The organism is Pseudomonas sp. TWI923 (assembly GCF_039673365.1).
GTDB lineage: Bacteria > Pseudomonadota > Gammaproteobacteria > Pseudomonadales > Pseudomonadaceae > Aquipseudomonas > Aquipseudomonas sichuanensis.
In genome coordinates this window covers 33,927-56,080 of record NZ_JBDJLM010000012.1, presented here as the reverse complement: position 1 = coordinate 56,080, position 22,154 = coordinate 33,927, and the positions used below count along the sequence as shown (strand labels likewise).

Annotated in this window: 16 protein-coding genes and 1 tRNA gene; 5 read left to right on the top strand and 12 right to left on the bottom strand. The window is 64.9% G+C overall.

What is annotated here, in order from left to right; genetic code table 11:
• Nucleotides 1–65: 65 nt before the first annotated feature.
• Both ABE459_RS07935 and ABE459_RS07930 read right to left on the bottom strand, forming a co-directional pair.
• The gene (locus tag ABE459_RS07935) at nt 66–4,412 is read right to left on the bottom strand and encodes an NEL-type E3 ubiquitin ligase domain-containing protein (protein ID WP_323828643.1); all 4,347 of its coding nucleotides are present in this window, start codon (nt 4,410–4,412) and stop codon (nt 66–68) included.
• 61 nt (nt 4,413–4,473) lie between these two features.
• Nucleotides 4,474–8,571, bottom strand: coding sequence for an NEL-type E3 ubiquitin ligase domain-containing protein (locus ABE459_RS07930; RefSeq protein ID WP_323828641.1), 4,098 nt, complete (start codon nt 8,569–8,571; stop codon nt 4,474–4,476).
• 448 nt (nt 8,572–9,019) lie between these two features.
• Between ABE459_RS07930 and nhaA the strand changes: the two genes are divergently transcribed.
• Nucleotides 9,020–10,219, top strand: a complete 1,200-nt coding sequence (gene nhaA / locus ABE459_RS07925; protein WP_323828639.1) for a Na+/H+ antiporter NhaA — start codon at nt 9,020–9,022, stop codon at nt 10,217–10,219.
• 48 nt (nt 10,220–10,267) lie between these two features.
• On the opposite strand, the gene ABE459_RS07920 is transcribed toward nhaA, so the two are convergent.
• A complete protein-coding gene (locus ABE459_RS07920) occupies nt 10,268–11,218 on the bottom strand; it encodes a GlxA family transcriptional regulator (protein WP_258642432.1) in 951 nt (316 codons plus the stop codon).
• Nucleotides 11,219–11,324: 106 nt separating this feature from the next.
• Here ABE459_RS07920 and ABE459_RS07915 point away from each other — a divergent pair, with 106 nt between their 5' ends.
• Entirely contained in the window at nt 11,325–12,122 is a 798-nt protein-coding gene (locus ABE459_RS07915; protein ID WP_323828637.1) for an SDR family oxidoreductase, read from the top strand.
• A gap of 218 nt (nt 12,123–12,340) precedes the next feature.
• Nucleotides 12,341–13,348, top strand: a complete 1,008-nt coding sequence (locus ABE459_RS07910) for a zinc-binding alcohol dehydrogenase family protein (RefSeq protein ID WP_323828635.1) — start codon at nt 12,341–12,343, stop codon at nt 13,346–13,348.
• A 142-nt stretch (nt 13,349–13,490) separates the two neighbouring features.
• Here the strand turns inward: ABE459_RS07910 and ABE459_RS07905 are convergent.
• The 5 genes from ABE459_RS07905 to ABE459_RS07885 form a co-directional block, all read right to left on the bottom strand.
• Nucleotides 13,491–13,566 (bottom strand) — tRNA-Gly (locus ABE459_RS07905).
• 63 nt (nt 13,567–13,629) lie between these two features.
• Nucleotides 13,630–14,190 carry a CDP-diacylglycerol--glycerol-3-phosphate 3-phosphatidyltransferase gene (gene pgsA / locus ABE459_RS07900; protein WP_323828633.1) on the bottom strand — a complete coding sequence of 187 codons (561 nt, stop codon included), beginning with the start codon at nt 14,188–14,190 and terminating at the stop codon, nt 13,630–13,632.
• A 33-nt stretch (nt 14,191–14,223) separates the two neighbouring features.
• The gene (gene uvrC, locus ABE459_RS07895) at nt 14,224–16,047 is read right to left on the bottom strand and encodes an excinuclease ABC subunit UvrC (RefSeq protein ID WP_258704751.1); all 1,824 of its coding nucleotides are present in this window, start codon (nt 16,045–16,047) and stop codon (nt 14,224–14,226) included.
• Between the two features lie 8 nt (nt 16,048–16,055).
• The gene (gene uvrY / locus ABE459_RS07890) at nt 16,056–16,694 is read right to left on the bottom strand and encodes a UvrY/SirA/GacA family response regulator transcription factor (RefSeq protein ID WP_110993916.1); all 639 of its coding nucleotides are present in this window, start codon (nt 16,692–16,694) and stop codon (nt 16,056–16,058) included.
• A 63-nt stretch (nt 16,695–16,757) separates the two neighbouring features.
• Nucleotides 16,758–17,147: a helix-turn-helix domain-containing protein gene (locus ABE459_RS07885; RefSeq protein WP_323828631.1), complete on the bottom strand. Its 390-nt coding sequence runs from the start codon at nt 17,145–17,147 to the stop codon at nt 16,758–16,760.
• 283 nt (nt 17,148–17,430) lie between these two features.
• On the opposite strand from ABE459_RS07885, the gene ABE459_RS07880 reads away from it, so the two are divergent.
• Nucleotides 17,431–17,871 (top strand): hypothetical protein, encoded by a 441-nt coding sequence (locus ABE459_RS07880; protein WP_323828629.1) that lies wholly within the window; start codon nt 17,431–17,433, stop codon nt 17,869–17,871.
• On the opposite strand, the gene ABE459_RS07875 is transcribed toward ABE459_RS07880, so the two are convergent.
• Together ABE459_RS07875 and ABE459_RS07870 are read right to left on the bottom strand one after the other, a co-directional pair.
• Nucleotides 17,843–18,277: a GNAT family N-acetyltransferase gene (locus ABE459_RS07875; protein ID WP_258642440.1), complete on the bottom strand. Its 435-nt coding sequence runs from the start codon at nt 18,275–18,277 to the stop codon at nt 17,843–17,845. The genes ABE459_RS07880 and ABE459_RS07875 overlap by 29 nt on opposite strands.
• Before the next feature lie 66 nt (nt 18,278–18,343).
• Entirely contained in the window at nt 18,344–18,730 is a 387-nt protein-coding gene (locus ABE459_RS07870) for a DUF488 family protein (RefSeq protein ID WP_323828627.1), read from the bottom strand.
• A 133-nt stretch (nt 18,731–18,863) separates the two neighbouring features.
• Between ABE459_RS07870 and ABE459_RS07865 the strand changes: the two genes are divergently transcribed.
• Nucleotides 18,864–20,480, top strand: a complete 1,617-nt coding sequence (locus ABE459_RS07865) for an inorganic phosphate transporter (RefSeq protein ID WP_323828625.1) — start codon at nt 18,864–18,866, stop codon at nt 20,478–20,480.
• A gap of 105 nt (nt 20,481–20,585) precedes the next feature.
• Here ABE459_RS07865 and ABE459_RS07860 read toward each other — a convergent pair whose 3' ends face one another.
• The gene (locus tag ABE459_RS07860) at nt 20,586–21,281 is read right to left on the bottom strand and encodes a glutathione S-transferase N-terminal domain-containing protein (RefSeq protein WP_323828623.1); all 696 of its coding nucleotides are present in this window, start codon (nt 21,279–21,281) and stop codon (nt 20,586–20,588) included.
• A 105-nt stretch (nt 21,282–21,386) separates the two neighbouring features.
• Entirely contained in the window at nt 21,387–22,151 is a 765-nt protein-coding gene (locus tag ABE459_RS07855) for an OmpA family protein (protein ID WP_323828621.1), read from the bottom strand.
• Nucleotides 22,152–22,154: the final 3 nt, after the last annotated feature.

Below are 22,154 nucleotides of genomic sequence, written 5' to 3'. Positions count from 1 at the left end.
AGCTAGAGGTCCGCAGGACACCATGCCTACCACGGCTACAGGGCCTATATAACGCTTGGCTGTCCTCAGCCGGGATGACGCTGCCAAGCCGAGTAGGTCAATTCGAAGATCAATGCCCGCTGTGCCTGCTCACGCGCCTGGGCGACCTGATCGATGGCCGCCAGGTACTCACCGTCCGTAAGGTCGTCAGTGGCCTCGAGCAACGCCTCCAGGCGCTCGTGGAAGGGTCGATCGACCGCCTCGAACTGCGCGCCACAGGTGCCCCGCAGGTGCACCTGCCAGAACTCGCGGTGAGTAAGGGACTCGACCAGGCGCGGTCCTCGCTCGGCCACCAGCACCTGGGCGCGGACCTGGCTGAGCTGCTGTGCCGTCACCCCGGCGCTGCTGGCGTAGCGCATGCCCTCTGGTTGCGCGGGCAGGCTCAAGGGTTCGGCCAGCCCGACGCGATAGGCCATGCGCACCTCGACGTCGTCAACGAACGCGCCACGCTGCCATCGGTCCTCGATATCCAGCGTTGCCAGGCGCTCCACCTCATCCAGGCGGAACAAGTCACGCCCCAGGCGCAGCAAGTCCCGTTCGGCCCTGGCGCCGGTCACGCCCTGGGTGCGCTGGTGCACCAACGCCAGCACTTCCAGGTGGCTGAAGTTGAGCGCCACGCTGTCGCTGCAACTGCGCGGCCGTGCCGCCAGCTCGAACACCGCCTGGCGCAACTGGCTGTCCTGTTCGCAGGCCTCGATCACACGCCAGACACGCTGGCGCAACTCGACCGGCTGATCGCGAAAATCGGCCGCGCCGCGCAGGTCGCTGAGCAGCCTGAGCAATCCGGAACTGAAAGGTTGCTGGGCCAGGTTGTCCCATTGCCCCTGGCGTACGCCGCGAATCGAATGCTCCAGTCCCTCCAGCCATACGTCGCGCGCGCCCGTTTCGGGCTGGAAGTGGCGAAACAACCGATGCAAGAGCCCCTGCTCACCTTGCAGGAAGGTTTCCAGGCGAGCGAGGCTGGCGGCCGACAGGGGATTGTCGTGCAACGCGATGCGTTCCAGGCGTCGCCTTGGCAGCTCGAACAACGCGCTGTCCAGATCGACGATCAGATTGTCGCGCAGATCCGCATATTCAAGCCCACCCAGCCTCGGCAGGCTTGGCGGCACCAGGGTGAGCCCGGTGGCACGCAGATGGACCTGACGCAAGCGGCTCAGTGGGGCAAGCGTCGGCATCTGCTCGATAGGATTGCGATTGAGGTTGAGTACTTCGAGCTGGCTCAGCCGACTGATCGCGAGATCGGCCTGATCGTTCCAGCGAATCTGGTTTCCAGAGACGTCGAGTTCGGCCAGCTGGCTCAGCTCGCCAATGGCGTCTGGCAGCGCGGTCAGATGGTTGCCGCTGAGATCGAGCCGACGCAGGCCGGAAAATCGCCGCAGCCAATCACCGCTGATTTCTGCAAGTTCAAGGTGCTGCAAGACCAGGTGCCGTACATGCGCGAAATCGACCCCTTCGGGCAGTGCCGGCAGCGAATGCAGCAACTCGCCTTCGAGCAGTAGCGCATAGCCGCCTTGCACCACCGGTATTTGCCGGCGCCAACAACGCAACAGCCGGGCGGCGATTCGATGACGAGCCTGGGCCTGCTGCGCGTCAGCTGCCGTGCGCTGCCAATCCGTCAGCGCCGAGCGCAGCCCCTGTACCTGCTGATGCAACGCGTTCATGTGGCTCCAGAGGTTGTCGCCGGCGAGCAGGCGCTCGGTGATGTAAGCCTGCAACTGGGCGTCATCGAGCGTCGGAAACACCTGCCGAATACCCTGCGCCAGCGCCTGGCGACTGGACTCGCCGCGACCGCTCAACGGGTACCCGAGACGCCCGTCGCCCCAACGCAGTGGCGGTCGCACACCGGTACCCACCGCTGCCTGGCCGATCCAGCCAGCGGCTTGATCGCGACGGATCGAGGCCTGGTGGAGCAGGTATTGACCCAGCGCCTGCGCGCTGGCGGCATGCTCGCCAAGCTGGGTGCTCTGCGTCGTTTGCAGGTGCCTCGACAATGCCTGAAGCAAGCTGTCGCCGGGCGAGGCCTCGGCAAGCCCCTGGCCTGTCGCATCGGCGGCCAGGTACCCCTCCGGTCGCTTGAGGATCAAGCGTATCTGCCCGGACGTTGCGCCACAGTGAGCCAGTAACGCGCCGCCCTTGAAACCGTCACGAATTTCCACTCGCACATCGACCGCCCAGGGCGCCAGATGGTCGAGCAGCGCCAAGGTCAATCGTTCGCTGTCCTGGTTGAGCGAGCGACCCTGCAACATGCCCTCGCAGGCCTGGTCCAGGCGGCTGTCACGCAGTTGCCAGCGCGCCTGCTCCGCCAAGGCGAGTGGCACTTTGCGCTCAGTGCGCAGGGTACGCAGCTCGGAACCCGTGGCCCCTCGAAGCAGGGCGTGGGCGGCACGCCGTGTGAGGCTGGGGAAGTCACGTCGCAACACCGATTCGCCTGCCAGCGCAGGCAGATCGAGCGCCAGCCCGTACTGAAGTGCCTCTGCGCTCAATGCTGGCCAGCGGGCACGCAGGCGCAAGCGCTCCAGGCTGTCGAGCAGGCGCGCAGGGGGTTCGGCCTGCTCGAGCAACAAGCGCCGCAGTCGGGCGACGTCGAAGCCTGTGACCTGCAACAGCGCCTGTGCCTCGGCATCAGTGATCTCGATCAGCTCGCCCCCCAGACGCCTGCACAACTCAACTGGCGTATCCCAGCTTTGCGGCACCTCGAGGGCATGCCACCACACCTCCACCCCATTGCTTTCGAGTGACGGCGCATGGGCCCCGGCGCGATGCGGATGCCTGATGCGCCAAGGCTCGCCAGGCCTTGTGCGCACGACCGCGTAGCGCCCCTGCTGCAAGGTCAGTGAACGCCGGTCCCCCTCACCCACCAGACGCCCGGGCACATGGCCTTCATCGGGCAATCGATAGTCGCTCAAGGTACCGTCACATAGCTTCACACGCCCGTGCTCGGTAACCACCGGGCGCAGCCCGTCGACGAAGGCACTGCGCACCAGCAGCGAGCTCAGCAGTTGTTCGGAGCCGGTATTCAGGGCCCCCATGGCCAAGCCCTCGGCGACGCCGAACAGATGGCCCAGTGCCGCTTCGCGATCACCCAGTTGCCAGGCCTCATACCCTTCGTAGACTTCATGGACCACCTGCAAAGCGGCGATGCCCAGCAACACCTCGCCCAGCCCCGGCACGAACAATGCCGCCAGCCCCAGCAGGTCGAGGCCGGCCCCCAGATAGCCCTGCAAGCGCCGATCACGGGCCTGGCGATCCTCGTCATCGGTGGGCACGGCCAGCACGCGGGCATCGTCCAGCAGCTTGCGCACCTGCACTTGGCGCAGGTAGCCGAACAGCGTGCCTTGCACCTCACGTGCCCGCCCATCCAGGCGCAGCACCGGCGCGTTGCGATCAGCCTGCCGGCGTGCACCAAGGCTCAGCTCGAACGCCAGGCGCTCGGGCTCATCGATGAAGCGCAGGATGAAGCGTGCATAGTCGGCGTCGCGCAGGCGCTGGCCGAGGATCTGGTAGAGCGACTCCCAGGTATCGGCGCTCAGCAGCGCGCCTTGGGGGTCATCCGGCAGCCAGGCGATGACGCCCAGCGTGTCGACACCGCGGCGCACCTCATATGCCGCCACGCCGTGAAGCGGGCGCCCCAGCAGGTACAACTGACGCAGCCCCAGCACCTCGGCGGTGGTCGCCACGACCGGCTGCTTCGAAAACAACGGCAGCCAGCGCAGGTAAGCGGTGTCGTCGATGTCCCCCTTCAGGTGGGCCAGACGCACCGCCACCTCAAGGCCGGCGCGCAGTTGCTCCTCCATCAGCCGATTGACCAGGATCCGCGCGTAACCACCCGACTCGCCCGGCACATCGACGGGGCGCAGGCGCTGCTTGAGATAGGTCTGGTAGCGGCCTCCCAGATCCAGCCGGCGACAGAGCGCGGCGAAAGAGCTGGCCGCCAACGCCACCGGATTGCCAGCGCCATCGAGCACGCGCGACCCGGTGCCAAGCCCTCCGTCCTGCGCTTCACTCTCCGAGAAGTTGTGTAACGCGGCGGCCAGCAGACTCTGGGTTTGCTGGTGGGTACTGATCGGCAAAGGAAGACTGGCAGGCACCACGGGTTGCACTTCGGTCCAGACCCGCAGCAATCGGCAGGCACGCACGTCCAGGGACAGGCCGCTGGCCTCGCGCAAGGCCTCCACCAGCAGCGGTTCGGCGAATGCATCGATCGCCTGCAACACACCCAGTTGCTGATCAAGCGCATGCTGCGCGCGCTGTTGAGCCTGCAGGCTCTGGTGCAGCGCCCGCCGATGGGTCGTGGAGGCGCGGGTCAACCACGCCGGCAATGTCTGCGCGAGCAGCGCGTCGTTCGAAACGGGTGACGGGAATAAGTGGGGCATGATGTCCTCTGCGTGATTGCAACCAGGAAGCAGAACATCACCCCACCGTCGATCCCGTGCGCTACATACTGCTGGCAACCGCCGCGTCGGTCAGTTGCCGGCGCAATGCCGCCTGGGCGGCCTCATGCTCGCGCACGACCGGCTCGATCGCCTCCAGGTAAGCCTGCTCCGGCCCGTTTGCGGCCTCGTGCCAAAGCTGCTCCAGACGCGCGTGGAACGGCGCGCTGACCTCGTCGAAACGCTCGGCGTACTGCGTGCGCAAATGATCTGTCCAGAAATCCCTGCCCTGCAACGACTCGCTCAGTGCCTGTGGAGTTTCCGCCGCCAGCACCGTGTGCAACGCCTGGTCGATCTGCGCGGCGCTGACCGCGCGGCTCTGTTCGTAACGCACGGCCTGCGGCTGATCGGGCAAGCCGAGTCGTTGTGCAAGACGGGTTCGATAGGCCAGGAACACCTCGACGTCATCCGGTGCCGCTGGCCTGGCATCGCCCGGCAGGTTGCCCCAGGCACGCTCGGCTTCCTGGTAATGCGTGCTGGCGATGCGTTGCACCTGATCGAGACGGAACAAGGCCCTGCCCTCCTGCAACAGCTCCCGCTCGACAGTTGCCCTGTCTCGACCAGCCGTGCGCACCGTGATGCGTACGCGCACTTCCAGGGCCGCGAGGATCAGCAAAACCTGATCGGCACAGCTGCGCGGGCCGGCGGCCTGCTGAAAGACCGCCTGGCGGATCTGCCCGTTCTGCTCGCAACGCCTGACGATCTGCCAGATCCGCGCCCTCAAGGGCGCGGGCCTGCGGCGAAACTCCAGCGAGTGAGCAAGGTCCGCCAGCAGACGAAAGAAGTCATCCGAGCCAGGGGCGGCACGCAGGCGCTCCCAGCGGCCCAGGCGCGCCGCCCGCTCTGCCCCGGAAAGCTCACCCAGCCAGCGATCGCGCACGGCAGGGTCGGCTTCGGCATGCGGCCGTTGCGCTGACTCGGGTGCTTGCAAGGCCTCGGACAGGCGCCGGGCGCTATCCGGCTGCAGCGGGTTGTCATGCAGGGCAAGACGCTGCAGACGTTGGCGCGGCAAGCTGAGCAACTCGTCATTCAGGCTCTGGATGCGGTTGTCACGGTAATCGGCGCTTTCCAGCAACGCTGGACGACCTGCCGGGCCGGGCAGCGCCGGCAACGCGCAACCGCGCAGCGAGTACTCCCGCAGCCTGTGCATGCTACCCAACGCGGGCTGGCGCCCGAGCGGGTTGCGACTCAAGTCCAGACGACGCAGGCTGGCCAGCCCCTGCAGGCGCCGATTGCCCGCTGGGTCCAGGACGATACGGTTGTCACCCAGGCGCAGATCCTCCAGCTGCGTCAGCTCGCCAAGCCCCTCCGGGAATGCCGTCAGCAGGTTGTGCCGCAGGTTCAGCAGGCGCAGGTTCGGAAAATGCCCGAGGAAGCCTGCCGGCAAGGCGTCCAGCGCCATGTTTCGCAGCGTCAGCTCGGTGATGTGCGCGAAGGCCAAGCCCTCTGGCAACAGCGGCAGACCGCCGAGCACTTCGCCGTCGAGCGACAAGCGATGCCCGCCTTGCGCGGCTGTCGACGACTTGCGCCGCCAGCAGCGGCGGATGATGTCGCCGACGCGGCGCCGGCGCAGCATTCGCGCAGCGCCCACAGGCTCTCGGCTCCAGCCGTCGAGCGCGGCCCTGAGGGCATCGAGCTGCCGCCGCAGTTCGGCCACTTGCTGCCACAGGTCGATACCCTGCTGGCGCAGACTGGCCCGATACGCTTGCAGCTCGGCGTCGTCCAGTGTCGGGAATACCTGCCGCACACCCCGCATCCAGGCTTGCCGGGCGCTTTCGCCGCGACCGCTCAGCGGGTAGCCAAGGCGTCCGTCGCCAAGCCTCATGGGCGGGCGCAGGCCGGCCCCGACCGGCGCCAGGCCGATACCCCGGGCCGCCAGCCCGCGATGCCTGGCGGCGTGCCGCGCCAGCGCATCGAGCATCTCCCCGTGGCTGCCCAATTGCTCCCGCTGGTCGCTGTCGAGCCAGTGCCAGAGGGCCTTGCCAAGATCGTCCGTTTCTTGCGATGCCGGCAGCGGCGCAGCGTGCTGATCAAAGCAGCGATAGCCGCGCTCACCGCGCACGACCAACCGGAGTTGCCCCGCCTCGAGGGCTCCCGTATGGGCCAGAAGGTTTCCACTGACGCTCGCATCACGTATTTCGATGCGCACTGACGGGGTCACAGGTGCCAGGTCTTCGAGCATCGTCAAGGCCAGCCGCTCAGCATCCACACCGGGCACCCCAGCCCGCAACGCCGCACAGGCTCGGTTCAGTCGCCCGTCGCGCAGCAGCCAGCGCGCCTGCTCGGCAAGCGCCAGGGGTACCCGCTGTGTTTCGAGCAGGCTCGCCAGCTGCGCGCCAGAAGCACTGCGCACAACCTCCGCCGCCGCCCGCTGTGTCAGCCCGGGGAAGTCGCGCAGCAGTAGCTGTTCGATGGCGTCCGGCTCGGCTTGCTGCGCCCGCAGTTGCAGCTCGAACGCCTCGCCTTGCAGCGCCGGGAAACGCTGGTGCAAACGCAGAAGGGCCAAGGCATCGAGCAGCAGCGATGGCGCTGCAGAACCTTCCAGGGCCAGTCGACGCAGTTGATCGGTGCGCAGCCCCGTGTCCTGCGCCACGGCATCCGCTTCTGCATCAGTCAGCGAACCCAGCTCGGCACCCAGGCTACGCAGCAGAGGCCCCGGCGCCGGCCCATGGCGTGCGGCTTCGAGCTCATGCTGCAAGCCCGACAGCCTCACCCCTTGCGAGGGCGTCAGTACCGGCGACAGGCCATCGACGAACGGGCGACGCGGCAACAGCTTGCCGAGCGCATGACCGGCGGCCCCCACGGCGAGGCCGCCCGCGATCAGCCCTGCAACATCGAACAGATGCTCCAGTGCACCAGCACGGTCGCCCACCTGCCAGTCCTCATAGCCTTGGTAGATATCCTGGGTGAGCTGCACTGCAGTCACCCCCAGCATCACGACACCCAGCGCTGGGACGAACAGGCTGACCACCCCCAGCAGGTCCAGGCCCGCTTCGGCGTACTCGCGTATCCGCCGATCACGCGCGGCGCGGTCTTCATCGCCTGTAGGAACCGCCATTACCCGAGCATCATCGAGAAACTTGGCAAGCTGGCCTGCCGCCAGATGCTCGAACAGATCCCCTTCGCTCGCGGTGTGGCGCCCGTCCAGTTCGGCAGGCGTGAGCGGGCCGGCGGTGGCCAGGGCCGCGAGCAATGCACGGTCGAAGGCAACCCGGTCGCGTTCGGCGATGAAGCGCTTGAAGAACGAGCGGTAAGCGGGGTTGGCCAGGCGTCCCGCCAAGGCGGTATACAGCGCGGTCCACGAGGGGTGCCAGGTGCACGGGCTCAGCGGATCGTCCGCGATCCAGCTGAGGACACCCTCGAACTCGCCGGCCCGGCGCACCTCCACGATGGCCAGGCCAATCACACGCATGCCCAGCAGGCGCAGCTCGTGCGGCCGAGGCTGAAGTTCGCCTGGCTCGTGCAATGACGCCCAGTGCGCCAGGGCGGTGTCACCCAGCCGTCCACGCAGGTGTTCAAGGTACACCGCAGCCTGCAGATTGGCCTTGAGCACCTCGGCGAACAGCGCTTGGGCCGAGGTACTGGCCTGACCGTCCGCCAAGCCGGCGTGCAGGTGGGCCTGATACTGCGCGCCAAGATCGAGCTCGCGGCAAACCCGTGCGAATTCGGCGGGGCTCAGTGGCAATGGCGAGCCTGTGGCATCGAGCACATCACTGTGTGCGGAGAACTGCTCGTGCGCTGCAAAGTTGTGCAGCGCCGCACTCAGGAGCGACTGGCGCGACTCCAGGCGGTGATAGCGCAAGGGCTGACGACCGGGTATCGGATGCGGCTCAGGCAACAGCGCCACACGCCGCAACTGGCTGCGTCGCACGTCCAGGCGCTTGCCGACCAGCTGATACAGGCGCTCGATCAGCAACCGCTCGGCAAATGCCTCAAGTGGCTCGATAGCCTGCAAGCGCCGACGCAAGCGGGCCTGGGCCTGTTCCTGGGCCAGCAGGGCGGCCCGCAGGCGTGCCTGCTGCTCAGGCGTGGCGCTGGTCAACCAGGCGGGTAGTTGCCGGGCGATCAGCGTATCAATGGAATCGTCTGGAAAATCGGTCATGGGGCACCTGTGGTGGGAAGTACAGGTGCCAGCCAATCAGCAAGGCGGCGTACGCTGGCGGTAATGCTACATGGCGCCACGCCGTGCATGAGCCTGGCCAGCCATGCTCTGCTTGCAACATTTCGATGCAGTTGCATGACGCAAAGCGCCACCGGCATCGTTAAAATGCGCGCCTGGCGTGTGCTGCGTGCGCCCGGGAGCCTTCCCGAATACGGAGAACATTCATTTGTTTTCCGTGAGATCCGTCCATGTTGCACGCATGCCAGCATTTCCCATGGCCTGTCCCGTTCCGTGTCTGCACGGTATGGGGTTTCGCGCCGTTTTACCCATCCTTCTTCTCGTCCATCGCCGCAGTGGCCCGTAACCTTCGGAGCCAGCACCTCGCCGTGCCCGTCGTTCGCCGCGCCCCTGCTCTGGCGAGGGCGACGCCATGAACGAGGAACCCCGCATGAATGCACCTCTCACCTCCCTCCAGCAGCGCTCCGTGCTGCGCCGCCTGCTGACCAGCGAAGCGGCCGGCGGCGTCCTGCTGATGATCACCGCCGCCCTCGCGATCATTCTGGCCAACAGCCCCGGCGTCGATGCCTACCAGCACCTGCTGCACTGGCAGGTAGGCCCCACCCTGACCGACAAGCTCGGCCCGATGACCGTCCACCACTGGGTCAATGACGGCCTGATGGCCGTGTTCTTCCTGCTGGTGGGCCTGGAAATCAAGCGCGAGCTGGTCGACGGCCGCCTGGCCAGCTGGGAGCAACGCCGCCTGCCGGCCTTGCCGGCGCTGATGGGCATGGCGGCACCGGCGCTGATCTACCTGGCGGTGTCGAACGGCCAGCCAGGGCTGGCCAGCGGCTGGGCGATCCCTGCCGCCACCGACATCGCCTTCGCCGTCGGCGCCCTGGCGCTGCTCGGCCGCCATGCGCCGCTTTCGCTGAAAGTGATGCTGGTGTCGGTGGCGATCATCGACGACATGGGCGCGGTGGCGATCATCGCGGTGTTCTACACCTCGTCCATCGACCTGCTGGCGCTGGCCGGTTCCGGCGCTGTGGTGGCCTTGCTGCTGACCTTGAACCGCCTGCGCGTGGTCGCGTTGTGGCCGTACCTGCTGGCCATCGTCGCGCTGTGGTACTTCACCCTGCTGTCAGGGGTGCATGCCACCATCGCCGGTGTGGTCGGTGCGTTGCTGATCCCCTACAGCGCTGGCGCAGGCCAGCCGCTCGGGGCCAGCCCGTTGCTGCGGCTCGAGCATGCGCTGGCGCCATGGGTGGCGTTCCTGATCGTGCCGGCGTTCGGCTTTGCCAATGCCGGTGTGTCCTTCGGCAACCTGGGGCTGGCCGAGCTCTTCGCCCCGCTGCCCCTGGCGATTGCCCTGGGCCTGTTGCTGGGCAAACAACTCGGCGTGTTCGGCGGCGTGCTGCTGGCGGTCAGGACCGGCCTGGCCAGCAAGCCCCAGGGCGCCAGCTGGCTGCAGATCTACGGCGTGGCCATGCTCTGCGGCATCGGTTTCACCATGAGCCTGTTCATCGGTGAACTGGCGTTTCCAGGCCAGCCGGAGACAGTCGACGCGGCGAAGATCGGCATCCTGTTGGGGTCATTGCTGTCGGCGGTGATCGGCTGCCTGATTCTGCGCTTTGCGCCGAAGCCTGCCTGAGGGGCCGTGCGCCAGGGGACAGCGCCGCGCCCACCTGCCGGGTACGCGTCAGCCGGTCACTACGCGCCGCGCGTCCCGGCGTACCGCCTGCGGCGGCACGCCGAATCCGCGCATGAACACCTCGCGCATGTGCCGGCGGTCCCGGAAGCCGGTTTCCCTGGCCACCACATCCAGGCTGTGCCGGCTCTGCTCGATCATCACCCGGGCGGCCTCCAGGCGCAGGCTTTCCACGGCCTTGGCCGGTGATTGGCCGGTTTCGGCGGTAAACACACGGGTGAATTGCCGGGCGCTCAAGTGCGCGACCTCGGCAAGCTCCTCCACGCTCAGCGGCCGACTGAGGTGCTTGCGGGCGTAGTCCAGCGCGCTCTGGATACGGTCTGATTTGGGCGACAGCGACAGCAGCTCGGAATGCTGGGATTGCCCGCCGGAACGGCGCTGGTGCATGACCAGCTTGTGCGCCACCGATCGGGCCAGCTCGGCCCCCAGGTCCTTCTCGACCATGCCCAACGCCATGTCCAGGGCGGCGGTCATGCCGGCGGAGGTCCAGATCGGGCCATCAACGATGAAAATCCGGTCTTCCTCCACGTCCACCTGCGGGTACAGCTCGCGCAGCCTGGGCGCGTAAGCCCAGTGGGTGGTTGCGCGCCGGCCGTCCAGCACGCCGGCCTGAGCCAGCACGAAGCAGCCGGTGCACAGGCCGGCGGTGCGACGCGCACCGTCGACGAAGCCACGCACGCTGGCCAGCACCGCGTCTTCGGGCGGTGTCAGTGGCGTCAGCGTACCGGTGACCATCCAGGTGTCGGCCAGGCCCGGCGCGCCCAGGGGCAGCGTGTCGATATACATCCCCAGGGAGGAGCGCACCGTACCGCCATCGATGGAGAAGTTCTGGATCCGGTAGACCTCTTCGCCCGCCACGATGTTGGCGAACTCGAACACGGCTTGCGTCGCCAGGGACATGACCTGGAAGCCTTCGGTAATCAGGTAGCCGACCCGGTGCATCGTGAAGCGCCTCTGGTTGATGTCTTTAAACCATACCCTATGCGTCATTTAAGACACAGGTCGCATTCTGCATCATGGCACCACACCCCAGCAACGGAGCATCACCATGACGCAGCAATTCAAAGGCACCGCGCTCATCACAGGCGCTTCCTCCGGCATCGGTTCGATCTACGCAGAGCGCCTGGCCCGCCGCGGCTACGACCTGGTACTGGTGGCGCGCAACCGCGAGCGGCTGAACGCCCTCGCCGACCGGCTCACCAGCGAAACCCGGCAGAACGTCGAAGTATTCCCGGCCGACCTGGCCAACCCCGACGACCTGGCCAGGGTCGAGCGCAAGCTGCGCGAAGATGCCAGCATCAACGTGCTGGTGAACAACGCGGGCATCGGCACCCACACCAGCCTGCTGGAGAGCGACGTCGAGCGCATGGCCGAGATGATCAGCCTCAATGTCACCGCCCTCACCCGCCTCACTTACGCGGCCGTGCCTGGTTTCGCCGCCCGCCAGCAAGGCGCAGTCATCAACATCTCGTCCATCGTCAGCCTGGCACCAGAGCTGCTCAACGGCGTGTACGGCGGCAGCAAGGCCTATGTCACGGCATTTACCCAGGCGCTGAACCAGGAGCTGGCGGGCAAGGGCGTGCAGGTCCAGGCGGTATTGCCTGGGGCCACCGCGACCGACTTCTGGCAGATCGGCGGCTTGCCGCTGGAGAACCTCGACCCCGCCATCGTGATGTCGGCCGAGGACCTGGTGGATGGCGCGCTGCAGGATTTCGACAACGGCGTGCTGATCTCCCTGCCGTCGCTGCACGACCTGCAAGCCTTCAACCAGTACCAGGCCAGCCGCCAGGCCCTGTTCGACAAGCTGTCCAGCAACCGGCTCGCCCCGCGCTACAGTGCCAAGTGAACCCTTCGAAGGAGAGCGCTACATGACTCACCTCTTGGCCAGGCCCCTGCCGCTGCTCGTACTGCCCGGCAAGGCGTGGCCATGTGAAGCGCCCGACCACGACGCGTCAAACCATTTTCACTCCGGGCAACTACGTCTTGCGCGTTTCAGGCTGTTTAGCGTCTGAATCGACTCCCAGCACTTGCCCCCACTTTTTCAACACCCTAGAGGAAGCGCCAATGAAGGCCGTCGTTTACACCCAACCCGCTTTGCCGATCCAGGATCCGCAATCGCTGTACGACGCGGAACTGCCCAAGCCAAAACCCGGTGCACGGGACCTGCTGGTCGAAGTCCAGGCCATCGCCGTCAACCCGGTCGATACCAAGATCCGCGCCAGCCGCGGGGGTGAACACCCGCAAGTGCTGGGCTGGGATGCCGTTGGTGTCGTCCGCGAGGTCGGCGACCAAGTGACGTTGTTCCAGCCGGGTGATGAAGTGTTCTACGCCGGGGCCATCGACCGCCCTGGCAGCTACAGCGAATTCCACGTTGTCGACGAACGCATCGTCGGGCACAAGCCCCGCAGCCTGGACAACGCCAGCGCCGCCGCCCTGCCCCTCACGTCAATTACCGCGTGGGAGCTGCTGTTCGACCGCCTGGGCGTCGAGGAAAACGGTGGCAAGGGCCAGTGCCTGTTGGTGGTAGGGGCTGCCGGCGGGGTGGGCTCGATCCTGGTCCAGCTCGCCAGCAAGCTCACGCAGTTGACTGTGATCGGCACAGCGTCCAGGCCTGAGACCCAGGCGTGGGTCAAGGACCTGGGCGCCCACCATGTCATCGATCACAGCGCATCGCTCGCGCTTCAGCTGGACGCGCTCAAGCTGAACCAGATCGACTACGTCATCAGCCTGACCCACACCGACACCTACCTGCCGCAACTGGTGGAAGTGCTTCGCCCACAAGGCAAGCTGGCGTTGATCGACGACCCGCTGCAGCTCGATGTGATGGCGCTCAAGCGCAAGTCGCTTTCGCTGCACTGGGAGCTCATGTTCACCCGTTCGCTGTACAAGACCGAGGACATGATCAAGCAGCACCAGTTGCTCGATCGCGTTGCGCAGCTGGTCGACGATGGCGTGCTCAAGACAACCCTGGGCGAGCATTACGGCACTATCAACGCCGAGCACCTCAAGCGCGCTCACGCCATGATCGAAAGTGGCAAGGCACGCGGGAAGATAGTGCTGGAAGGGTTCTGATTAGCGGACAGGGCTCGATCGCGGACGTGAAAGGTCCGGATTCTGCAGGTTTGCGGTGCTTTTTCGCAGGAACGAAAAAAGGGCCTTTCGGCCCTTTCTTCGACGATTTACAGACTTCCATGGAATTCTGTAGATCTATATTTGGAGCGGGAAACGAGACTCGAACTCGCGACCCCGACCTTGGCAAGGTCGTGCTCTACCAACTGAGCTATTCCCGCGTCGTGATGGGGGCCATTCTAGCGATTTGTAGAACGGCGTCAACCCCTTGATTCAAAAAAGTTTTATTTCTGCTCAGAACCTTCGCGCAGGTGCGGCCAGGCGGCGATCAGGTAGTGCACCATCGACCACAGGGTCAGGCCGGCGGCCACCAGCAGCAGGCCGTAGCCCAGCGCCACCCAGAAGGTCATGGCCGGCGGGTTGGCCAGCAGGATCACCAGCGCCAGCATCTGCGCGGCGGTTTTCCATTTGCCCAGGCTCGACACCGCCACATGCGCCCTCGCCCCCAGCTCGGCCATCCACTCGCGCAGCGCCGAAACCACGATCTCGCGGCCGATGATCACCGCCGCCGGCAGCGTGAGCCAGAAGTTGGCGTGCACCTGCACCAGCAGCACCAGCGCCACGGCAACCATCAGCTTGTCCGCCACCGGGTCGAGGAAGGCGCCGAACGGTGTGCTCTGCTGCAGCCGACGGGCCAGGTAGCCGTCCAGCCAGTCGGTGGCGGCGGCGATGGCGAACACCGTGCTGGCGGCCATGTAGCTCCAGTGATAGGGCACATAGAACAGCAGGATGAAGATCGGAATGAGCAGGACGCGTAGAACGGTGAGCAGGTTTGGAATATTCATCGGTACGACTGGCTGCGAGTTGAGCCCGGCATTCTACTCGCTATGCAGGCTGGCATAAATCGACTCGGCAAGCTTTTTACTGATGCCGGGGGCCTTGGCGATCTCGTCGATACTGGCGCGGTTGAGCTCCTGCAGGCCGCCGAAATGTTTCAGCAGCTCGCGCCGGCGCTTGGGCCCCACCCCGGCCACGTCTTCAAGGCTGGAGGTGCGGCGGGCCTTGCCGCGCCTGGCGCGGTGGCCGGTGATGGCGAAACGGTGGGCTTCGTCGCGGATCTGCTGGATCAGGTGCAGCGCCGGGTTGTCGCCCTTGAGGGTGAACTCGTGGGCCACGTCGTTCAGGTACAGGGTTTCGAAACCGGCCTTGCGGGTCACGCCCTTGGCCACGCCGAGCAGGGTGAGGTCGGCGAAGCCCAGTTCCTGCATCACGTCGCGGGCCATGTTCAACTGGCCCTTGCCGCCGTCCACCAGCAGCACGTCGGGCAGCTTGCCCTCGCCGTCCTTGATGCGCCCGTAGCGGCGCAACAGGGCCTGGTGCATGGCGGCGTAGTCGTCGCCGGCGGTGACACCTTCGATGTTGAAGCGGCGGTAGTCGGACTTGAGCGGGCCTTCGGGGCCGAACACCACGCACGAGGCCACGGTGGCCTCGCCGCTGGAGTGGCTGATGTCGTAGCACTCCAGGCGCTGCGGGACTTCATCCAGGTCCAGCACCTGGGCCAGTGCCTCGAAGCGTGCGGCCATGTGCTGGCGGTTGGCCAGGCGGGCGTTGAGCGCTTGTTCGGCGTTGGTCACCGCCAACTGCTGCCAGCGCGCACGGGTACCGCGCACCCGGTGGCTGATGCAGAGCTCGCGGCCACGCAGGGTCTGTACGGCTTCACTGATTGCGGCGAAATCCTCGTGCACCACATTGACGATCAGCTCGCCCGGCAGTTCGCGCTCGGCATTGCCCAGGTAGTACTGGGAAAGGAACGCGGCCATGACCTCGGCCACCTCCTCCTCGATGCCCACCTGGGGGAAGAAGTTCTTGCTGCCCAGCACCCGCCCGCCGCGCACGCTGATCAGGTGCACGCAGGCGCCGCCGGGGTTGACGAAGGCCGCCACCACATCCACGTCGCCGGAGCCGCCTTCCATGTACTGCTGGTCCTGGACCCGGCGCAGCAGCGCGATCTGGTCACGCAGCTCGGCGGCCTTTTCGAAGTTCAGGACCATGGCGGCCTTTTCCATCTCGGCATTGAGCTCGTTGCCCAGTTGCTGGCTTCGCCCTTCGAGGAACATCACCGAGTGCCGCACGTCCTCGGCATACTCGGCCGGCTCGACCAGGCCCACGCAAGGCGCCTTGCAGCGTTTGATCTGGTACTGCAGGCAGGGCCGGGTGCGGTTGGCGTAATAGCTGTCCTCGCACTGGCGCACCGAGAAGGCCTTCTGCAACAGGCTCAGGCTTTCGCGAATGGCGCCGGCGCTGGGGTAAGGGCCGAAGTAGCGGCCCTTGGCTTTCTTGGCACCACGGTGGATGCCCAGGCGCGGGAATTCACCGTCGGAGAGGAACACATAGGGGTAGGACTTATCGTCGCGCAGCAGAATGTTGTAAGGCGGCCGCCACTCCTTGATCAGTGTCTGCTCAAGCAGCAGCGCTTCGGTCTCATTGGCGGTGATGGTGGTCTCGACCTGGGCGATGCGCCCCACCAGTGCGGCAGTTTTGGGCGCCAGGCCGGTCTTGCGGAAATAGCTGGCCAAACGCTTCTTGAGGTTCTTGGCCTTGCCCACGTAGAGCAGCCGCGCCTCGCTGTCGAACATCTGGTACACGCCCGGGCGACCACTGCAGGTCGCCAGGAACGCGCTGGCATCAAAAGGTTGTGACATGGGTGTGCTTAAAGACTTGCGTCGACCATACCGTGGCGAACGGCCAGCAAGGTCAGTTCGACGTCGCTGGTAACCGAGAGTTTTTCGAAGATTCGATAACGGTAAGTATTGACGGTCTTGGGGGACAGACACAACTTGTCAGAGATGATCTGCACTTTCTGGCAACCGACGATCATCAGGGCGATCTGGATTTCCCGCTCCGACAGCGTATCGAACGGCGAGCCCTGGGGTTGGAACGACTTGAGCGCCAGTTGCTGGGCAATCTGCGGACTGATGTAACGCTGGCCGGCAAACGCCAGGCGGATGGCCTGGACCATTTCGTCGAGCCCGGCGCCCTTGGTCAGGTAGCCGGCGGCACCCGCCTGCATCAGGCGAGTGGGGAACGGGTCTTCCTCGCACACGGTTACCGCCACCACTTTGGTGTCCGGCTGGCTGCGCAACAATTTGCGGGTTGCTTCAAGGCCGCCGATCCCTGGCATTTTCACGTCCATCAGAACCACGTCCGGCTTGAGCTCGCGGGCAAGCTTGAGGGCGGACTCACCCGAGTCCGCCTCCCCCACCACTTGCAGGCCATCGATGTCGGCCAGCATGCGCGTAATGCCGGTACGCACCAGATCGTGATCGTCGACCACCAGGACCCTAATCAAGCAGACACCTCATTAGTGGGGCGATTGGATCCCGCCACCTTAACAAAATTTTTCACAAGCAACCTAGCGTAAAGCGTCATGAAAATAGGCGTTACGCTCAGGTGGGCGCATCCGCACTACCTCAGCGCTTGTAGCTTCTCCAGCCAGACGGTGCAGCAGGTGCCAGACAGCCGCCTGATCGGCTTGCGGCAAACGGCGGAAGGCACCGAGCAGACGGTCTTCGTCGGCGGTGAGACAATCCAGTGGCGCCGGGGTCGGCACACCGGTCAACACATACAGCGCATCGACTCCCCTGGCCGCGACCGCGGCAAGGTAGTCCATCCGTGGCGTACGTTCGCCGCTCTCGTATTTGCCCTGGGCATTGGGCTCGACACCCCCTACGTCACCGAACACGCGCTGGGTCAGCCCCAAGCGTTCGCGTTCCTCTCTCAGGCGCGGGCCGAATCCACTCATCTGTTTGCCTCCTCTGCATCTGTTCGGCTCGAGCGCGTCCAGCACCCGAGTGAATGCGCTTGCATTCGTCCGGCACTATGCCAATTGGATCCAATTCTGGCAAGCAAAGGGAGCTAGATTGCCCCTGAAAAGGGTTGCGCCAATCATTTGCAGCATGTTCAAACGCGCCCCAATACACGTACCAACCTCACTATAAACACACCGTCAACTATTAAATCTGCCAGTTGCCAGCCTTCTATATGCGCAGCACATTAAAGTGGCAAACTCAACCAGGAGCCCTCGCATGAAAATGCGCAAATATCCAAACATCGAAGCACTTCTTGAAGACGTTAAAGGAAGAAAACAGCAATATTTCGATGGAACCTTTAAAGCGGACTTAAGCCATACGACCAAACCACCCCAGGAGGTAGATTTCAAAGAAGGCCACATGTTGCCCTTTGCTCTTCTTGGTTATTTTGGCCCCCCTAATGATCGGCGCGTAGTCGCGCTTTGGAACCTCAACAGTGAGGAGATGGCCGCAGGCACCTATGAATTGGGCCCAGATAAAAAATACCAAGGCGCACTGCAAGTTGGCGCAAACAATCCCTTTAACGCCCACGAGGGGACATTGACCATCAATGAAACCTCACCAACAAGTCGCACAGGGAGGTTTAACTTCAAAGCGGGAGAATACGAAGTCGACGGCACCTTCAAGGTCACCGTACAATCAATCGTTGCATTCTGACAAAACACTCATCCTCCCCCGCTTCGAGGAATCCCCGGCGCCGATATAGTTGTTGCGCCGGGTTGCCCTTGAACACCATCAAACGCAACATTGGCAAATGCCGCTGCTGGGCGCAGGCTGCCAACGCCTCCAGCACCCACCCCCCCACTCCACGCCCGCGATGCTCGGGCAACAGATGCAGTTCGCGTATGTACAACGCCTGGCGATCCTGACTGAGGCTGCAAAAACCCAGCACCTGCCCGCCCTCCACCACCAGCCACTGCTCGCGCCAGCCCCAGGCCTGGTCGAAGGCCTCCTCGATCCACAGCAGGTCGAATTCACGGTAGTAAGGCAGCATCGCCCGGCGGGTCAGGTCGCGGGCAAAGGTGAGGTGTTCATCAGTGGCGGGAATCAGTGCAAGAGTCATGGTGGGATTGGATCGAGTTCCGAGGTTCGCATTGTGCCATTGGGTCCATCGCCGGCAAGCCTGCCCCTAAGGGGCATAGCACACCGGCGAACTGCCCGGCCCGCGCCGCTGCCGTTCATCCTCCAGCCAGTCGGCGAGCACCCGGGCATTGTTGTGTTCGGTGTCCTTGCCGGCGTACAGCAGCGTCAGGTCGCCGTTGTCCGCCAAGTCCAGCAACGGGTACCAATGCTCGGGATGAGCGGCCAGCTCATGATGGTAACGCCGGGTGAACGCGGCGAAATCCAGTTCGCCGGCATGGAACGCCTTGCGCAGTTCGTCGGAAGGTGCAGCCTCGCGCAACCACTGACCCTGCAGGTCCTCCTTGCGCTTGTTGCGCGGCCACAGCCGGTCGACCAGCACACGCTGGCCATCGCAGGCTTCAATCGGGTCGTACACACGCTTGCAGCGGATCATTCGGGGCTCGCTTGGCAATTCGCCGATGCCTCCTAGACTAGAAGTTCCTTTGATCGAGGTCACTCCCCGGTAACAGATTGTTTCTAGGATGGGATACCTCGCCTCGTGCCTCTAAGCACACCGGAGCCCACCCATGACAACCCCCTTGATGGTCAGCCAGGACGCGCTGGTCAAGCTGGATTCTCGCCCTCAGCTGTCCCACCGCCCTGGCCGCGCCACTCTGGTGCTGTTCTTCGGCCTGCTGCTGGCCGGCCTGGCCTATACCTTCTGGAGCCTCAAGCAAGATGTCAGCGCCAGCGGCACCGTGATCACCACGGTCACGCCGTTCCTGTTGCTGGGCCTGGCCTTGCTGATCGCCCTGGGCTTCGAATTCGTCAACGGTTTCCATGACACCGCCAACGCCGTGGCCACGGTGATCTACACCCATTCGCTGCCAGCGCCGGTGGCGGTGGTGTGGTCAGGGCTGTGCAATTTTCTCGGTGTGCTGCTTTCCAGCGGCGCGGTGGCTTTCGGCATCATCGCCCTGCTGCCGGTCGAGCTGATCCTGCAGGTCGGGTCGGGCGCCGGTTTCGCCATGGTCTTCGCCCTGCTGCTGGCGGCGATCATCTGGAACCTCGGCACCTGGTGGCTGGGCCTGCCGGCCTCTTCCTCGCACACGCTGATCGGCTCGATCATCGGCGTGGGCGTGGCCAACGCACTGATGCACGGGCGCGACGGTACCAGCGGGGTGGACTGGGGCCAGGCGAGCAAGGTCGGCTATGCCCTGCTGTTTTCGCCGTTGATCGGTTTCGCCTGCGCTGCCCTGCTACTGCTGGCCCTGCGCGCGCTGGTCAAACGCCAGGAGCTGTACCAGGCGCCCGAGGGCCAGACCCCGCCACCCTGGTGGATCCGCGGTGTGCTCATCCTCACCTGCACCGGCGTATCGTTCGCCCACGGCTCCAACGACGGGCAGAAAGGCATGGGCCTGATCATGCTGATCCTGGTCGGTACCCTGCCGATGGCCTACGCCCTGAACAAGACCATGCCCAGCGAACAGGCCCTGCAATTCTCGGCGGTGGCCGAAGTGACCCGCCAGGCGCTGGTGCGTAGCGCCCCGCAGGCGGCCCCGGCCGACCCTCGACAGACCCTGACCACTTTCATCGGCCAGCCCAAGGCCAACCCCGAACTGGTACCGGCCCTGGCCGCGCTGACCGGCATGATCGGCGAAGAGGTCAAGGGCTATGGCTCGCTCAACCGTGTGCCGGCCGAAGCCATGGCCAACGTGCGCAACGACATGTACCTGACCAGCGAAGCCATCCGCCTGATCGACAAGAACACGCTGGTGGCGTTCGACGCCGACACCGCCCGCCATGTGCAACTGTTCAAGCGCCAGCTGGACGATGCCACCCGTTACATCCCCCTATGGGTCAAAGTGGCGGTGGCCATCGCCCTGGGCCTGGGCACCATGGTCGGCTGGCGGCGCATCGTGGTGACGGTGGGTGAAAAGATCGGCAAGACCCACCTGAGCTATGCCCAGGGCGCGTCGGCGGAAGTGGTGGCGATGTGCACCATTGGCGCGGCGGACATGTTCGGGCTACCGGTGTCGACCACCCATGTGTTGAGCTCGGGGGTGGCCGGGACCATGGTTGCCAATGGCTCGGGGATCCAGAAGCGCACCCTGGTCAACCTGCTGATGGCCTGGGTGCTGACCCTGCCGGCGGCGATGGTGCTGGCGGGGACGCTGTACTGGCTTCTGAATCAGATTCTCTAGGTTGAAAGAGTGAGCCTGTGGGAGCGGGTTTACCCGCGAATGCGATGGCGAACCCGCCAAAGCCTTCGCGAGTAAACCCGCTCCCACAGGTTCAGTGATGCCCAATCAACCGGGGATTTTCAGGCCACGCTGAACGGCAGGCCGTTCGAGGAAGCTGGCCAGCACCCGCTGCACCTCCTTGAACTCATCGAAGCCCACCAGGTCACGGGCGTTGTAGCGTTCCACCAGGTTGCGCACCCAAGGGAAGATGGCAATGTCGGCAATGCTGTATTCGTCGACCATCCATTCACGGCCTTGCAGGTGCCGGTCCAGCACGCCCAGCAAACGCTTCGACTCGTTGACGTAACGATCGCGTGGGCGCTTGTCCTCGTAGTCCTTGCCAGCAAAGAAATGGAAGAAGCCCACCTGGCCGAACATCGGCCCGATGCCGCCCATCTGGAACATCAACCACTGGATCGTCTGGTAGCGCTGGGCCGGGTCCTGGCTGAGCAACTGGCCGCTTTTTTCCGCCAGGTACTGCAGGATCGCGCCGGATTCGAACAACGCCAGCGGTTTGCCGCCCGGGCCATCAGGATCGAGAATCGCCGGGATCTTGTTGTTGGCGCTCAGTGAAATGAATTCGGGGCTCAGTTGGTCATCGCTGTCGAAGCTGACCTTGTGCGGCTCGTAGGCCAGGCCGATTTCCTCCAGCATGATCGACACCTTGACGCCATTGGGCGTGGGCAGCGAATACAGCTGCAGGCGCTCGGGGTGTTGCGCCGGCCACTTGCGGGTGATGGGGAATGCGCTCAGATCGGTCATGCTCGGTCCCTGCAATCATCGAAACGATCACTTTAGGGACAGCGCTGCGGTTTGACCATCGCAGCGTGCCGGATGGCGCAGCCAAAGGGCTGCGCCGGCTGCACATCAGAAGCGTGGCGCGACAGCCTCGGCGCCCCTGGAGATCACCACCTCGACGCGTCGGTTGAGCTGGCGTGACTGCGCCGTGGCGTTACTGGCCACCGGGTAGTCCTTGCCATAACCGGCGCTTTTGATGCGCTGCGCAGCAACACCCTGACGGCGCAGCGCGTTGGCCACCGCGTCAGCCCGCTGCTCGGACAGTCGCTGGTTGAGGGCATCGCTGCCGGTGGCGTCGGTGAAACCCTCTACCAGCACGTTGCGCTCAGGGTTTGCCTGCAGGTACGCAGCCAGTTCCTGAATGTTGTGCTGGCTGCGGCCGTTCAGCTCGGCCATGCCGGTCTGGAACAGCACATCACCGAAGGTCACCACATCGCCGCGTACACTCGGCTTGGCCTTGAGCGCGTTGAGCTGTGCGGTGCGTGCATCCAGGCGGGCCTGGGTTCGCTCGAGCTCGACACGTTTGAGCGCAGCATCGGTGTTGCGCAGGTCGATGGTCTGTTGAGCAAACTCGATCTGCCGAGCGGCCAGCATGGCCAGACGCTCGACCTCGGCGGACTTGCGGTCCTTGAGCGAGGCCAACTCGGCCTTGCCCAGGGCGGTGTAGGCGTCCTGGGTTTCCAGCGCGGCGAGACGGCTTGCCTCGGGTTTGCCTTGCAACACCGAATAGGCTTCGCGAGCTTCAAGCAATGCGGGATTTTCCGGCGTGGTGCCGCAGCCGGCCAGCATCAGACCAAGGAGCGACATAGCGGGCAGCAGGTAGGCTTTGGACATGGT

Bases quoted from the DNA above. Each gene is read 5' to 3' on its own strand.
- nhaA (WP_323828639.1), top strand. From the start codon at position 9,020: ATGAATGCACCTCTCACCTCCCTCCAGCAGCGCTCCGTGCTGCGCCGC.
- ABE459_RS07865 (WP_323828625.1), top strand. From the start codon at position 18,864: ATGACAACCCCCTTGATGGTCAGCCAGGACGCGCTGGTCAAGCTGGAT.
- ABE459_RS07860 (WP_323828623.1), bottom strand. From the start codon at position 21,281: ATGACCGATCTGAGCGCATTCCCCATCACCCGCAAGTGGCCGGCGCAA.
- ABE459_RS07855 (WP_323828621.1), bottom strand. From the start codon at position 22,151: ATGTCCAAAGCCTACCTGCTGCCCGCTATGTCGCTCCTTGGTCTGATG.
- pgsA (WP_323828633.1), bottom strand. From the start codon at position 14,190: ATGAATATTCCAAACCTGCTCACCGTTCTACGCGTCCTGCTCATTCCG.
- ABE459_RS07885 (WP_323828631.1), bottom strand. From the start codon at position 17,147: ATGAGTGGATTCGGCCCGCGCCTGAGAGAGGAACGCGAACGCTTGGGG.
- ABE459_RS07930 (WP_323828641.1), bottom strand. From the start codon at position 8,571: ATGACCGATTTTCCAGACGATTCCATTGATACGCTGATCGCCCGGCAA.
- ABE459_RS07910 (WP_323828635.1), top strand. From the start codon at position 12,341: ATGAAGGCCGTCGTTTACACCCAACCCGCTTTGCCGATCCAGGATCCG.
- uvrC (WP_258704751.1), bottom strand. From the start codon at position 16,047: ATGTCACAACCTTTTGATGCCAGCGCGTTCCTGGCGACCTGCAGTGGT.
- ABE459_RS07920 (WP_258642432.1), bottom strand. From the start codon at position 11,218: ATGCACCGGGTCGGCTACCTGATTACCGAAGGCTTCCAGGTCATGTCC.
- ABE459_RS07880 (WP_323828629.1), top strand. From the start codon at position 17,431: ATGAAAATGCGCAAATATCCAAACATCGAAGCACTTCTTGAAGACGTT.
- ABE459_RS07935 (WP_323828643.1), bottom strand. From the start codon at position 4,412: ATGCCCCACTTATTCCCGTCACCCGTTTCGAACGACGCGCTGCTCGCG.
- ABE459_RS07915 (WP_323828637.1), top strand. From the start codon at position 11,325: ATGACGCAGCAATTCAAAGGCACCGCGCTCATCACAGGCGCTTCCTCC.
- ABE459_RS07875 (WP_258642440.1), bottom strand. From the start codon at position 18,277: ATGACTCTTGCACTGATTCCCGCCACTGATGAACACCTCACCTTTGCC.
- ABE459_RS07870 (WP_323828627.1), bottom strand. From the start codon at position 18,730: ATGATCCGCTGCAAGCGTGTGTACGACCCGATTGAAGCCTGCGATGGC.